Annotated in this window: 17 protein-coding genes; 4 read left to right on the forward strand and 13 right to left on the reverse strand. The window is 44.4% G+C overall.

The window, feature by feature from the left end; genetic code table 11:
* Positions 1–125: 125 nt before the first annotated feature.
* The 3 genes from CRENPOLYSF2_RS15115 to CRENPOLYSF2_RS15125 all read left to right on the forward strand — a co-directional run bounded on the left by CRENPOLYSF2_RS15115 (position 126) and on the right by CRENPOLYSF2_RS15125 (position 1,139).
* Positions 126–434, forward strand: coding sequence for a nucleotidyltransferase substrate binding protein (locus CRENPOLYSF2_RS15115; protein WP_087144786.1), 309 nt, complete (start codon positions 126–128; stop codon positions 432–434).
* Between the two features lie 175 nt (positions 435–609).
* The gene (locus CRENPOLYSF2_RS15120; protein WP_087144787.1) at positions 610–804 is read left to right on the forward strand and encodes a nucleotidyltransferase substrate binding protein; all 195 of its coding nucleotides are present in this window, start codon (positions 610–612) and stop codon (positions 802–804) included.
* The gene (locus CRENPOLYSF2_RS15125; RefSeq protein WP_087144788.1) at positions 801–1,139 is read left to right on the forward strand and encodes a nucleotidyltransferase family protein; all 339 of its coding nucleotides are present in this window, start codon (positions 801–803) and stop codon (positions 1,137–1,139) included. The genes CRENPOLYSF2_RS15120 and CRENPOLYSF2_RS15125 overlap by 4 nt, the downstream gene beginning before the upstream one ends.
* Before the next feature lie 312 nt (positions 1,140–1,451).
* Here the strand turns inward: CRENPOLYSF2_RS15125 and ubiB are convergent, their stop codons facing one another.
* The 9 genes from ubiB to CRENPOLYSF2_RS15170 all read right to left on the reverse strand — a co-directional run bounded on the left by ubiB (position 1,452) and on the right by CRENPOLYSF2_RS15170 (position 7,957).
* On the reverse strand, positions 1,452–3,002 hold the full coding sequence (ubiB, locus tag CRENPOLYSF2_RS15130; protein WP_087144789.1) for a ubiquinone biosynthesis regulatory protein kinase UbiB: 1,551 nt from the start codon (positions 3,000–3,002) through the stop codon (positions 1,452–1,454).
* A 54-nt stretch (positions 3,003–3,056) separates the two neighbouring features.
* On the reverse strand, positions 3,057–3,689 hold the full coding sequence (locus CRENPOLYSF2_RS15135) for a ubiquinone biosynthesis accessory factor UbiJ (RefSeq protein WP_087144790.1): 633 nt from the start codon (positions 3,687–3,689) through the stop codon (positions 3,057–3,059).
* A 1-nt stretch (position 3,690) separates the two neighbouring features.
* Complete coding sequence (ubiE, locus tag CRENPOLYSF2_RS15140) at positions 3,691–4,437, reverse strand: bifunctional demethylmenaquinone methyltransferase/2-methoxy-6-polyprenyl-1,4-benzoquinol methylase UbiE (protein WP_087144791.1); 747 nt, start codon at positions 4,435–4,437, stop codon at positions 3,691–3,693.
* 8 nt (positions 4,438–4,445) lie between these two features.
* The gene (locus CRENPOLYSF2_RS15145) at positions 4,446–4,835 is read right to left on the reverse strand and encodes a gamma-butyrobetaine hydroxylase family protein (RefSeq protein ID WP_087144827.1); all 390 of its coding nucleotides are present in this window, start codon (positions 4,833–4,835) and stop codon (positions 4,446–4,448) included.
* A gap of 44 nt (positions 4,836–4,879) precedes the next feature.
* Positions 4,880–5,689, reverse strand: coding sequence for a tetratricopeptide repeat protein (locus tag CRENPOLYSF2_RS15150; RefSeq protein WP_087144792.1), 810 nt, complete (start codon positions 5,687–5,689; stop codon positions 4,880–4,882).
* A gap of 57 nt (positions 5,690–5,746) precedes the next feature.
* Positions 5,747–6,028, reverse strand: a complete 282-nt coding sequence (locus CRENPOLYSF2_RS15155; RefSeq protein ID WP_087144793.1) for an antibiotic biosynthesis monooxygenase — start codon at positions 6,026–6,028, stop codon at positions 5,747–5,749.
* A 99-nt stretch (positions 6,029–6,127) separates the two neighbouring features.
* Complete coding sequence (locus tag CRENPOLYSF2_RS15160; protein ID WP_140396880.1) at positions 6,128–6,463, reverse strand: hypothetical protein; 336 nt, start codon at positions 6,461–6,463, stop codon at positions 6,128–6,130.
* Between the two features lie 133 nt (positions 6,464–6,596).
* The gene (locus tag CRENPOLYSF2_RS15165) at positions 6,597–7,091 is read right to left on the reverse strand and encodes a YqiA/YcfP family alpha/beta fold hydrolase (protein WP_087144795.1); all 495 of its coding nucleotides are present in this window, start codon (positions 7,089–7,091) and stop codon (positions 6,597–6,599) included.
* A gap of 26 nt (positions 7,092–7,117) precedes the next feature.
* Positions 7,118–7,957 (reverse strand): M23 family metallopeptidase, encoded by an 840-nt coding sequence (locus CRENPOLYSF2_RS15170; protein ID WP_087144796.1) that lies wholly within the window; start codon positions 7,955–7,957, stop codon positions 7,118–7,120.
* 316 nt (positions 7,958–8,273) lie between these two features.
* Between CRENPOLYSF2_RS15170 and CRENPOLYSF2_RS15175 the strand changes: the two genes are divergently transcribed.
* Positions 8,274–8,669 (forward strand): glycine zipper family protein, encoded by a 396-nt coding sequence (locus CRENPOLYSF2_RS15175; protein ID WP_087144797.1) that lies wholly within the window; start codon positions 8,274–8,276, stop codon positions 8,667–8,669.
* Positions 8,670–8,728: 59 nt separating this feature from the next.
* Here the strand turns inward: CRENPOLYSF2_RS15175 and CRENPOLYSF2_RS15180 are convergent, their stop codons facing one another.
* From CRENPOLYSF2_RS15180 to CRENPOLYSF2_RS15195, 4 genes are all read right to left on the reverse strand, one after another.
* The gene (locus CRENPOLYSF2_RS15180; protein ID WP_087144798.1) at positions 8,729–9,568 is read right to left on the reverse strand and encodes a PHP domain-containing protein; all 840 of its coding nucleotides are present in this window, start codon (positions 9,566–9,568) and stop codon (positions 8,729–8,731) included.
* Positions 9,565–11,403 (reverse strand): ABC transporter ATP-binding protein, encoded by a 1,839-nt coding sequence (locus CRENPOLYSF2_RS15185; RefSeq protein WP_087144799.1) that lies wholly within the window; start codon positions 11,401–11,403, stop codon positions 9,565–9,567. Before CRENPOLYSF2_RS15185 ends, CRENPOLYSF2_RS15180 begins: the two co-directional genes overlap by 4 nt.
* A 55-nt stretch (positions 11,404–11,458) precedes the next feature.
* Complete coding sequence (locus CRENPOLYSF2_RS15190; protein WP_087144828.1) at positions 11,459–12,343, reverse strand: carbon-nitrogen hydrolase; 885 nt, start codon at positions 12,341–12,343, stop codon at positions 11,459–11,461.
* Positions 12,344–12,474: 131 nt separating this feature from the next.
* Positions 12,475–14,109 carry an alpha-D-glucose phosphate-specific phosphoglucomutase gene (locus CRENPOLYSF2_RS15195; RefSeq protein ID WP_087144800.1) on the reverse strand — a complete coding sequence of 545 codons (1,635 nt, stop codon included), beginning with the start codon at positions 14,107–14,109 and terminating at the stop codon, positions 12,475–12,477.
* Positions 14,110–14,120: the final 11 nt, after the last annotated feature.

Raw genomic sequence — 14,120 nt, forward strand, 5'->3', positions numbered from 1 at the left:
AGCAAGTTCATGCTTCGACAGGCTCAGCACGAACGGTGGTGGCGTTTAAGTTGTTCAAGTTATTTCATGCACGTTCCTAAGCTTGCGCTATATTGCTGGCAAGCCCACCTGAACTGAGCATTTCTATGAACCTTGATTTTTCACCACTGGCAAACGCCATCGGCCAATTGGAAAAAAGCCTTGCTTACGCCACCTCAGACATAGCAAATAACGATCATGATTTATTTGAGCAATTCCGTAATTCCGTTATCCAGTGTTTTAAATTTACTTATGAACTGAGCCATAAAATGCTCAAACGCTATTTGGAGGAAACGGCAGCAAACCCAGAAGAAATTAATTTAAGTACATTTCAAAACATTATTCGCATAGGTAATGAAAAACACTTGTTGCGTTCTGACTGCCGACATTCCGCACCCCTATTCATAATTTTATGATTAAATTTAATTTAATAATTTCAGTATGTTATAAACTTGTCGAATTTTTGGCGTATTTTCAAAGTCATTTATATCAGCTTATATTTAACAAAAAACAAACGAGAGATGAATTTTTCTTGTTTTAACTCGAAAGTCTAAAATACTAAAATTCATTAAATATCAATATTTTGCTTAAATGCTGAATTTTTATTTAGGGGTGCGGAATGTCGGTGACTGGACAGTATGGCGAGATTACCGTCATGCGCGTAGCAACAGCAGCCATACCTATAACGGTAACAAAGCTGAGGCAGTGTATCAGATCGCCGCTGATTTTTTAGCCGAGGCAAGCTATTTGTATCAACGCTTAATCGACAAAAACCAGCCAACGTGAAGGTAAACAAGCTACCCAAAATTGATCTAGCGCCGCAAGATTGGCAAGAAGTCAACCTCATATTAAAAAACCATATCCCCGAATACACCGTATGGGCATTTGGTTCACGGGTAAAGGGCACAGCTGAAGTTTATTCTGATCTTGATTTAGCTGTCATCACTCAACAACCGTTGTCGATAACCCAAATGGCACGCCTTCAAGAAGCGCTTGATGAATCTAATTTGTCTATTCGTGTTGATGTGGTTGATTGGGCCACAACCAGCGAGGTGTTTCAGAAAATTATTGCGCAAGATAAAGTGATTATTCAACAAGCGCAGCAAGCGCAAGCCACATAAACCATTAAAAACAATCTAACATTTTTGTTCGGTTATATATACAGAGCATATCATACAGCGTTTTCACAGCTCAATAGTTACAGCGTAACCGTTCGCACTGAGCTTGTCGAAATGTGCCGTTCATGCTTCGACAAGCTCAGCACGAACGGTGGCTGTAACTGTCCTAAGTTGAAAACGCTGTAGCTCAATTCAGTAAGGTGTAATTCGGCTTGTCTAAGATCGAACACACCAAAATAATGTACACGGTGCTCTAAAAATACCTTTTACAGCTCACTCTTTTAAATCATCCTGAATCGGCTTGCTACCGTAGGTTTACTGAAAAAATATCGCCCCACCCACCACCAAAGCACTGAGTAACATCGCCCACAATGTCAACTTATGATTACTGTCAATTTGTTGGCGTAATAGTTCCAGTTCTTTATTATGCGCTTCGGCGCGGTGTTGCGCGTTAGCTGCATTATCCAGTGCATTAAACAGCAAACCTGGAATTTCCGGAAAATGCTCAGCAAAGTGCGGAAACTGTTTCATGATTTCCGTGATTTTAGCTTTGGGGCCTAAACGCTCATGAAACCATTTTTCCAGAAACGGTTTGGCGGTTTGCCATAAATCCAACTCAGGATAAAGCTGTCGCCCTAAGCCTTCAATATTCAGCAGCGTTTTTTGCAGTAACACCAGTTGTGGTTGTACGTGCATATCAAACTGACGCGCGGTCTGGAACAAGCGTAACAGCAATTGCCCGAAGGAAATATCTTTGAGCGGCTTTTCAAATATCGGCTCACAGACACTGCGGATGGCCGATTCAAATTCTTCTATGCGCGTAGAGCGATGCACCCAGCCAGATTCAACGTGCATTTGCGCCACTTTACGGTAATCGCGGTTAAAAAACGCCAAAAAATTTTCAGCCAAATAACGTTGATCTGACAGCGACAATGAGCCGACGATACCGAAATCAATGGCAATGTATTTACCCGGTAGATCAACAAAAATATTGCCTGGGTGCATGTCGGCATGGAAAAAATTGTCCCGGAACACCTGGGTAAAAAAGATTTCTACCCCGCGTTCGGCCAGTAATTTAAAATCCGCGCCACCGTCTTTAAGCTGATCTATATTGCCAACGGGTATGCCATGCACCCGCTCCATGACCATGACTTTTTGCCGCGTTAACGCCCAATGTACTTCGGGGATATACAAAATATCCGAATTCTCAAAGTTGCGGCGTAACTTAGAAGCATTAGCGGCTTCACGGACTAAATCCAGCTCGCCCAACGTGGTTTTTTCAAATTCAACCACCACATCCATCGCCGATAAACGCCGCGCATCCGACCAAAATTTTTCAGCAAAACGTGCCAGCTCATACAATAAACCAATGTCGGAACGGATACGTTCTTCAATATTGGGTCGTAACACTTTAACAACAACGTGCTCACCCGTATGCAACACAGCGGCATGGACTTGTGCGATGGAAGCCGATGCTAAAGGTTGTGGGTCAAATTCGGCAAAAGCCTCGGCTATCGACATCTCCAAGGCTTTTTCGATGATACTGATAGACACATCGTTAGGAAACGGCGGTACGCGGTCTTGCAACTTGACCAGTTCATCGGCAATATCCAGCGGTAGCAAATCACGCCGTGTTGATAAAGCCTGGCCAAATTTAACATAAATCGGCCCCAGGTCTTCTAAAGTACGACGGATTCTGACTGCGCGTGAATCGGTATTGGCTTTACGCCAGTAATGCGGTGACAGTGCGGCCAGATAGCGAATCGGCTTAAATAATGGGGTATTGAAGGCAATTTCATCCAAACCGTGTTGGATTAGAACCCAGTTAATATGAAACAGACGCAGCAATAATTTAGGACGAATCACGAGTTACCTTTAGGGTGCAAAAAAATAGTCAGTGCAAGCTGAGATGACAGATAGTTACGGTGCAGTGGTGGGCGGCAGACTCAAAAAGGCTTCCAAACGTGCCAACCGACTGTGCAATCTATCGGTGCTAGTACGTAGCGCATCAATGTGGCGAAAGAAAATATCCAGCTCAGCACCTGGCGGCAGGTCGCGGGTTTCTTCTTGCAGAAATTCCGCTGTGTTTAATCGCAGGGTTTCCAGTGTTTCTGTACTCCAGCTTTGGCTAACATGCACCATGTGAGCAATATCATGGGCAATTTTATCCCCTGCAACACGCGCCAAATGCGCTTCCAGATTAATGTCTAACTTGGCAAATAATTCCTGAAAACGTCGACCGGCGTGCATATCGCCTTCAATTTTCACTTGGCCAGAAAATACCGTGCGCATGGGATTTTTACTCAAACCCATCAAACCAAACGCCCACAATGAGCCGGTTAACGTGGTATCGGCAGGTTCAGTCACTTGATCCAGTAATTGGATAGCATCTGCCGAGCAGCACAAATACGCGGTTTCGTTAAACGGCTGTACGGTAATGGCGATGACTTTTCCGGCCAGCGGCGTTAAGACCGCGTCACGGTTGTCGCCCAGTGCCAAATAGTGGTTTAAAGCCGTTTCCAGTACACTGAATAGCAAGGGTTTAATGGCCATGCTAAATCTTGTAACCTCGGTGGATGGCGACAATGCCTTGGGTCATATTGTAATATTCACAGCGCTCAAAACCGGCGTTGACCATCATGTTTTTCAGCTCATCTTGCTTGGGGTGCATGCGAATGGATTCGGCCAGATAACGGTAGCTGTCTTCATCTTTGGCAACAAATTTGCCGATTTTGGGCAGTAATTTGAAGGAATAAAAATCGTAGACTTTTTCGGTGATTTTGTCGGTCGGGTGGGAAAATTCCAGCACAATCAAACGACCACCGGGTTTTAGCACCCGATACATGGAACGCAAGGCGGCATCTTTATCGGTAACATTACGCAAACCAAAACCGATACACACGCAATCAAAAGTATTGTCTTCAAACGGCAAGCATTCGGCATTGACTTGCGCGTAACGCACGTTGCCCACCAAGCCTTTGTCGATCAAACGGTCACGGCCAGTACGCAACATTTGCGCGTTGATGTCTGCCAATACCACTTGGCCATTTTTACCAACCCGTTTTTCAAACAGTGCAGTTAAATCGCCAGTACCACCGGCCAAATCTAACACGGTTTCATCTTTACGGACATTGCTGAGTTGCACAGCAATACGTTTCCAGATACGGTGGATACCAACCGACATCAAATCATTCATAACATCGTAGCTATCAGCGACCGAATCAAATACGCCGCGCACCAGTTTGACTTTGTCTTTGCTGTCAACCTGTTTAAAACCGAAATGGGTGGTGTTTGTTGTCATGGTTTACCTTAGTTTTTTAGGGATTGTTTGCGCGTATAGCCCGCAGCATCCAGTTTATTTAAGTAGTCTGCCCACAGTGTAGGATATTCTGCGCCTAATTTATAGAGCAAATCCCAGCTATAAATGCCACTGTCATGGCCATCACTAAACGTAGGCGCGATACCGTAATTACCGATGGGACGAATTTCGGTAATGGTAACCTGTTCTTTACCGGTTTGCAGCACTTCTTGCCCTGGGCCGTGGCCGACGGCTTCTGCTGATTGGGTGTAAACGCGCAGGTATTCACAAGGCAACGTGTAGGTGTTGCCATCATCAAAGCTGACTTCCAACAGGTTGGATACCTGGTGTAACTTGATTTCGGTCGGGAAAGTTTGGATGGGTTTTACAGGTAAGCGCATAAAAAAGTAGAGGGAGGGTCTTATAAGTGAATGAAAAAAACAGGCTAACGTTTTGGTTTCCATGCCTGGGCTAATTTATGCGCCTTGCTGATTTGCGTGTCGGTCATGGTTGCCTCTACTTGACTCAGGCTGTTTCGAGCCAGTGCATTACCCAATGCGGCAGCAATGAAAAACCACATATAGGCAGTCACTTCATCTTGCACTACGCCTTCACCGGCGACATAACAACAGCCTAAGTTATATTGAGCTTCAGGCAGTCCTTGCTTAGCCGCCTTGCGATACCAGGTAACAGCCTCCGTATTATTTTGGGAGACACCCTGCCCAGCCTTATAGAGTGTACCCAAGTTAAATTGTCCGTACACATTGCTTTGTTTAGCCGATTTTTTATACCAGTTTATGGCTTCGGCATAATCTTGCGTAGTGCCATTACCCGATTCGTAACACAAGGCCAGATTGCATTGTGCGGTCGCATTGCCTTGCTTTGCAGCCAGTCTATACCATTTAAACGATTCATTATAATCTTGCGCGACACCGACACCTTCTGAATACAACGCGCCCAGGTTATTATGCGCATCAAGGTCGCCTTTTTCTGCTGCCAGACGATACCAATGGATAGCTTGCACGTAGTCTTGTAATACGCCGTTGCCGTGTTCGTAGCACAGGCCAAGACTGTACTGCGCCAATACATTTCCCTGGTCAGCCGCTTTGCGATACCAATTAACTGCCTCGGTATAATCTTGTGGTACACCCTTGCCATTAGCATAATAGTAGCCAAGATTATATTGCGACATATCATGGCCTGTATTAGCTGCCGTGCGATAAAATTTAATGCGTAAGTTTGATACAAATTTCATAGGGAATAACGTTAAGGTATGAGAGGTGTGCCTGCTGTTGGCTACACAATACAGGATTTACAGCACGCCTTCTTCCAAAAGTTGCAGATACATAAATTCTGGCGCTTTTACACCGGCTTGTTTTCTTATCTCAACTAATCTATCAGATTCAAAAAAGGCTTTGGCGTTGGCGATGGATGTCCATTTAGAAAAATGCACGATTTTGTTAGCATCGCTGTCAAATTTTAAAACCTGATAACTGAGTTCACCGGCTTCTTTTCTGATGGTTGCAGCAGCATCGAAGACTTTTTTCCAGGCTTCGTAATTTTCTACTTCGTGAATGATGAGTACGTGTTGCATTTTTCCGTGTATTGTTAGGTGGTTTTCTTTAACGTGTTTGCTTTCATAAGCATAATGGATCGGATGTTTGTGATACAGAAAAATTCGCCCAATTTCCGTTTATCTTTTATGGCATAATTTATAGTCGTTTTTACATTTTTTCTGTGCCATCTTGTCAGGAGTTGGTGTTGCAAGACAATTGGCTAATACTATCTCGCAAGCTGATGTTTGAGACAGCTGGGTATGGTTCGATATATCTGAATACGGATTTCTGGGACGTACAACAGGTTTTTGCAAAACGTCTATTTCCTTAGGTACATCATTAATCTGATCTTGGTATTTCATATACTGACCATAAAAATATATTTGTTTTTCAGCGTCGGCTTCCTGATCGTTTTCTTTAGTGCAGCCTGTTATAAGAATTAAAGCCACAGCAATATAACTTTTAGTATTCATTTTAAATTTATTTTTAATGTATGAAAAAATATTGATATTCTTTAAAATCGTAATGAAAAGCTTGTCCAGCAAAGACTTTAAAAATCGGAAAAAAATCCCATATATTTTCAAATACTTGAAAAATCATCACCGTCTAAATCGCTTCCAAGAAACGATCAAATTCTTCAGCTAATCTGGGCAAATGACTAATTAAACGATGGTCGCCATCCAACATCAGCAATTGGCTATGATATTGTTGACAAAAACGCCACGCATTAGCGGGAGGCACAATATCATCTTGCCAGCCATGTATAACCAAAGTATGTGCCGGTGGCAAAAACGCCTTACACGGATAACCAGGCAAATAAAACGCCGGTGCTAATAAAAATAAATGCTTGGCACCCAACATTGCCGCCGCTACTGTGGCAACATAAGCCCCCATACTGGAGCCTACCAATACAAGCTTGTCATAGCCGGACAAATCCAGTGCAAGCAACTGCTTTACGCGTATATCAGGGTCGTTACTCGCCGTATAGTCAGGACTAATAACATCATAGCCGTAACGTTTAGCCACCTGTGCCATTGCCAGAGCTTTTTCGCCCCACGGTATACTGTCTTTGCCATGATTGTAAACCATCAATTTTTTCATGTGTATTTCCGTTTTTCAATGAATTATTAATGGTGCGCTTTCAGTCGCGGAATGTCTCTGGCAATAAATAACGCGGGGTCAACCTTGGTGTTATTCAGATAAATATTCCAATGTAAATGCGGCCCCGTCACGCGACCAGTTTTTCCAACCGTACCTAACACATCACCCTGTTTTACTTGCTGTCCTGGTTTAACATGAATATCGGTCATATGAAAATAACCCGAAATAAGCCCTTGACCATGATCCAGAAAAACCGTGTTACCGTTATAGTAAAAATTGCCGGTATCAATAACCCGTGCCACAGCAGGGGCTTTAATTAGTGTGCCCGCAGAAGCCGCAATATCCAAACCGCCGTGTGGGTCTTTAGGTTGCTTATTAAAAAAGCGTTTTAAACCAAACAAACTACTCAGCCGACCGTCAACTGGCGCACTAAAATCTGTCTCTACATTCGCCTGCTCTGTCCATGTCGATAGTGCTTTATCGATCACCCCCCGTTCATTACTGATGCGTTTTTCATCGGCAGGATTAGGATTAACCATGCGCTTATTTTTAAGCTTTAAATACTGTGCCGGATATTTTTTATCGCTGATCTGAAAGCTAATGGGCGTGTCACCTTTTGAGGTTTTTACGCTAATATTTTGCTGCCCCACTGTGGCATCCAGCGGAATTCCCACTACTGCCAGCCATTTTAGGTCGTGCTGTACCACGAGTACGCGATGATTTTGGTAAAAGACCTGTGGTAAAGACGTTTTTGTGTCACCCAGTGCAATATGAACGATACCACCCGGTACAGCTAACTGTTCAGGCAAGGTACCTGCCGTAACGCAAACAGGCACAGACACAAGCAACAACAGGCGTTTAAGCATGATTAATATCCTTAATTTGATCAACGTGAAGCACAATTTTAACATTTGCCTATTGTGGCCTGTTCGCTCATACGAATCAACTTTGCAAAGGGATAAAAAATAAATTAGGGGATCACACGAATAACGGAGCAACAAAAGTGTCTACAGATGATGTGTGCTAAATGACTGTGTGATGGTCATTTATTACAAAAAAGGTGTTTAAGAAAGTTAAAAATTCGATGCGATAATATTGTTAATAGCATTCACGCAGCATTCATAAATAATCAGCTAAACTAATCACAACATTTAAATTCTAACTATTATTGCAGGTAACACCATGAAAAAATTAACCAGCAGTGCAATTTTAATCAGTGGCCTTATTTTATCAGGTTGTGCTAGTCAAACGGGCTGGACACCAACAGTAGACGGCTATAACGATCCGAATGCGTATAACATTAACCGCGATATGGCTGAGTGCAAGCAACTTGCAGGTCAATCATCAGGAGGTACTGCAACACAATCTGCTATCGGAGCCGGTGTGGGCGGCTTAGTAGGCGCTGCCGGTGGTGCTATTGTGGGTGCGTTTACCGGCAATCCTGCTGCGGGTGCTGCAATAGGTGCGGCAGCAGGCGGTTTTGGGGGCGGTACTCAACAGGGCTTTAGTGCTGAACAAAAATACAAAAATGCTTACAGCAATTGTATGAGTGGTCGTGGCCATCGCGTTGTAAGATAACACTTTAACGCTGTAGTTAGCGACACAAGGACGTGTTGCTAACGCTGTAGTTTTATCAGTTAATTCAGTAAGTCCCACACGGGTTTAAGCTTATCTGGAAACGGCGCAAGCCGCCCTAACTCCACCCATTGATTAGCCGGATTATGAAAATCCGAACCCATAGAGCCTGCTAAATCAAACTGGGTAGCGTAATGAGTCGCAAGCTTGATGTCATCGGCACTCATACGGCTGACCACCACCTCAATTGCCTGGCCACCGGCTTCTTTAAAAGTGGCCAGCACCCGTTTCATCCACGCGGCGGTTAATTTATAGCGCAGCGGATGCGCTAATACCGCCACCCCACCTGCCGCTGTAATCCAGCTAATGGCTTGCTCCAATTCCGGCCATTCGGTAGCAACAAACGCGGCTTTGCCTTTGCCTAAATACCGGTCAAAGGCTTCTTGCTGGCTATCAACATGGTGCTGCGAGACCAGGAAATCGGCAAAATGGGTACGGGTAATCATGCCGTCACCGGCTTTTTGTTGCACATATTCCAAAGCGCCAGGAATACGTTTTTTGGCCAATTTATCAGCAATTTTAGCAGCACGTTGATCACGGGTTATTTGCATGCTTTCCAATGATGCCAATAACGCGGGATAGCGGGGATCAATACCCAGCCCGACAATATGAAAACAGTGACTTTTCCAGTTTGCTGATAACTCCATGCCATTGATTAAAGTCATACCAACGCTATCCGCGCACAAACGTGCCTCAGCAAGACCTGCCACGGTATCGTGATCAGTTAAAGCCAGCGTAGTCACACCGTGCAGATGGGCGCGTTGCACCACCTCAGTGGCAGATAAAACACCATCCGATGCTCTGGAATGGCAGTGCAGGTCATAGACCTCAGGGCTAATCATTGGTATTCTCCGTACAGTTTTGCATATAGACCGTTATTTTGGATTAACGCCTCGTGTCGGCCTTGTTCACAGATTCTACCACCTTCAAACACATACACATGATCAGCTTGTTTAACGGCGCTTAAACGGTGCGCAATAATAATAGTGGTACGGCCTGTTAAAAAATCGTTGAGTGCAACATGAATATTGCGTTCTGTTTCACTGTCCAAAGCAGAGGTGGCTTCGTCTAAAATCACCACTTTAGGGTCGGCGACTATCATACGAGCAATAGCCATGCGTTGACGTTGCCCGCCCGATAAGCGCATGCCCTGCCGACCGACAACCGTATCCAAACCGGTATCTATGTTTTTAACAACATCGGCCAATTGCGCAATAGCAAGTGCGTGCCAACATTGCTCATCAGTGGCAACGCGTCCTAATGTTAGATTAGCACGGATGCTGTCATTAAACAGTATGGGGTGTTGCAGCACGGTAACAACATTTTCTCTGACTACATCAAGCCCTATCTGTTCAATACTCACGCCGTCAAAATAAATCTGTCCCTGATCAGGCGGATACAAGCCAATCAAGGTTTGTATTAAAGTGGATTTGCCGCCGCCGCTGGCACCGACCAGAGCAACTTTATCACCAGCGTTAATGTGCAGGTTTATACCTTTTAGCACCTCATCTTCTCGGTAACTAAAATGCAGATTTTCGACGCGTATCGCCACCGTGGTTTTATATTGAAAGGGATTGTGCAAGTGCGGGTACTGCGGCTCTTGGCGCAAAGCCGCCAAGCTGTTAATCCGCGCTAGCGCTGCTTTAGCCCCGTAATAAGCATATTGGATATTTAAAATCTCCTGCACCGGTGCCATCATAAACCACAAATAACCAAACACCGCCAGCATTTCACCGATGGTAAGGTCGGAATAAAATACCATCAGCATGGCGCAGGCACGAAAAATATCAAAGCCGAACAGAAAAATCAAAAAACTTAAACGTCCTGCCGCATCGGCTTTCCAGGAAAACGCTGTTGAGGTATCTTTTACCGTCCAAGCTGATTCAATCAACTGTTGACAATAATGCTGTTCACGGTTGCTGGCGCGGATTTGATGAATAGCTTCTAAAGTTTCGGTTAACGCTTGCTGAAAAATCTCATAAGCCGAATTTTCCTTATACTTTAAGTCTTTAACTTTAGAACCCACCACGCGGGTAAAAAATATCACCACCGGATTAAGCAATAAAATAAACAAGCCTAATTGCCAATGCATCCACAACAATATGATCGCCGTGCCAATAATACTTAGAAAAGCCACCAAAAACTTGCTAACCGTAGAGCCAATAAAATTATCGAGGGTATCTAAATCTTTAATCAGGTAAGTGATGACCGTACCTGTGCCTAAGCTTTCGTACTCAGCCATAGAAATACGCTGTAAATGCCCAATCAGATTTTGGCGAATATGAAAAATAATATCTTTGGAAATACAGTAAAACTGCCGCGCCTGAATGATGCCAAAAATGCTGGCTATAATGCGCAAAAACAAACTGACCAACAAAGCAACGCCAATATAAACCACCGGCAAACGCCAATCTACCGGTAAAAATAAATCGGTGGCTGTAATTAATTGCCCTGGCTTATGCAGCAACACCTCATCAATAAGCAACGGCATTAACAAAGGCACAGGCACACTAACGACAGTGGCCAAAATCGCAATAAAATGCGAGAGGATAATCGCCTTTTTATGTTTCAAAGCGATGCGAAAAATAGATTCCCAACTGTACGTTAGCGTGCCACTGGGTAGGGGCAATGGCGCTTTATATTTGCCACCTGGTTTCGTGCGATGTTTGTTTTTCATGCTGCCTCGCACTGAATACTACCTGAGGTAGTGTGGGCTATTAAGTCTAAAAAAATTAATCAATAAAACGTTGGGTTAAACCGGCGTATTCGTCAATTCTGCGGTCACGTAAATACGGCCATATTTGCCGCACATGTTCTGAACGGGCGCTGTCGAGCGTACAGGTTAACAGTTTTGTCTCTGCGGCATTAGCTTGCATGATGATTTCGCCTTGCGGCCCTGCCATAAAACTATTGCCCCAAAACTCGATACCGCTGTCTGAATCCGGCGCTTGCTCAAAACCAACCCGATTACAGGCAATAACGGGAATACCATTAGCAACTGCGTGCGAACGCTGAATAGTCACCCAGGCATCGAGTTGGCGTTGTTGCTCTTCCTTGCTGTCATTACGATCCCAACCGATAGCAGTCGGATAAATCAACAGTTCTGCACCGGCCAAAGCCATCAAGCGCGCACCTTCTGGAAACCATTGATCCCAGCAAATCAATACACCCAGCTTACCAATAGAAGTTTGAATAGGTTTAAAACCAATATCGCCAGGAGTAAAATAATATTTTTCATAAAAGCCAGGGTCATCAGGGATGTGCATTTTGCGGTATTTGCCCGCAATGCTGCCATCCTTGTCAAAAACGACAGCGGTGTTGTGGTACAACCCCGGTGCGCGTTTTTCAAAAATCGTTGAAACGATGACAACACCGGCGTGTTTAGCCACTTTGGCCAGAATTTCGGTCGTTGGCCCTGGTATGGGCTGCGCTAATTGATAATGCTGATAGTCTTCGTTCTGGCAAAAATACGGCCCTAAGTGCAATTCCGGCAGCACCACTAAATCGGCTTTATTGGCGGCCGCTTCGTAGATTTGGGCAATGGAAAAATCCAGATTGCTTTGGCGGTCTTTATCACACGGCTGTTGTACCGCGCTAACAATTATGGTTGATTTCATGGTTAATAACAAAGTCAAGGTTAAGCGTCATTTTATAACGGTTTACTGCGCGATGGCATTAATTACTGGCCAGACCTGGCAGGTTTAAAAACGTGGCAGGTCTGGACGGCATTAGTCGCTAAATAGAGATGTTAAGTCACCACATCAGCAGCGGTTCTGCCTGTACGTTTTTTAATCTCACAGAAGCGTTCCGCTAACTCAGCCAACTCCGCTAAAGCCACTTGTGCGTCTTGGCCATGCAAAGCGGCATCTGGCTCAAATTTTTCCAAATAAATTCTTAAGGTAGCCCCCACCGTACCCGTACCCGATAGACGATAAACAATACGTGAGCCATTTTCAAAACCAATCCGAATACCCTGATTTTTACTAAAACTGCCATCTACTGGATCTTCATAACTGAACTCATCGGCATAATTAACGATGTAATTCCCAAATGCCTGCCCTGCCAAGGTCGGTAATAAATTTCTAAGATCAGTAATCAAAGCATTAGCAATGCTCGACTCCACGGCTTCATAATCATGACGACAATACATATTACGGCCAAAAGTACGCCAATGTTCATGAACAATATCCGCCACCGACTGATGCTTGACGGCAATCAAATTCAACCAGAACAACACCGCCCACAAACCATCTTTTTCACGAATATGATCTGAGCCTGTGCCAAAGCTTTCTTCGCCGCACAAGGTAATTTTGCCCGCATCCAGTAAATTACCGAAAAACTTCCAGCCGGTAGGGGTTTCGTAACACGGAATATTTAGCCGTGCCGCAACCCTATCCACCGCTTGGCTAGTAGGCATAGAGCGCGCAACGCCACTGAGTCCCTGTGCATAAGCCGGAATTAACTGCGCATTAGCCGCCATAATCGCCAAACTGTCGCTGGGGGTGACAAAAATATGACTGCCGGTAATCATATTGCGATCACCATCACCGTCGGATGCCGCGCCAAAAGTGGGCGCAGTCACACTGAACATCACTTGTGCTAGCTCATGTGCGTGTGCCAGATTAGGGTCAGGGTGATGACCGCCAAAATCTTCCAAAGGTTCGGCATTAATCACTGATTCTGGTGTTGCACCGAGCATATCCACTAGAATACGTTTGGCATAAGGCCCCGTAATAGCGTGCATAGCATCAAACAACAGCGTGGTATAACCTGAGCTAATACTGTTTTTAAGTACCTCAAAATCGAAAATCGAGGCCATTAAATCGGCATAATCACTGACGGGGTCAATAATACGGATACTAACACCACTGACTGCCTGGCTACCAATGCAGTCTAAATCAATGTTTTCTATCTGTACCGTCTTATAACGGGTAATGGTTTTACTTCTTGCGTAGAACTCATCGGTATATTTTTCAGGCGCAGGGCCACCGTTACTGACATTGTACTTAATACCAAAATCTTCGTCAGGACCACCAGGATTGTGACTGGCAGATAGTATCAAGCCACCCAACGCATTATTCTTACGAATAATATGTGAGGCCGCAGGGGTAGACAATAGCCCACCTTGGCCTATAATTAGTTCGCCGAAACCGTTAGCAATAGCAATTTTAATAATAACCTGTATTGCTTCGCGGTTAAAGTAACGACCATCGCCCCCTAGGACCAGGGTTTTCCCACTGATATCTTCCAATGAATCGAAAATAGCTTGGACAAAGTTTTCCAAATAACCGGGTTTTTGGAATATTTTGACCTTCTTTCGTAGACCCGATGTACCAGGATTTTGATCAGTATACGGCTCTGTTGACATTATGTTTATTTGCATGCTCTGTCCTT

This window comes from Crenothrix polyspora (assembly GCF_900163755.1).
GTDB classification, from domain to species: Bacteria; Pseudomonadota; Gammaproteobacteria; order Methylococcales; family Methylomonadaceae; genus Crenothrix; species Crenothrix polyspora.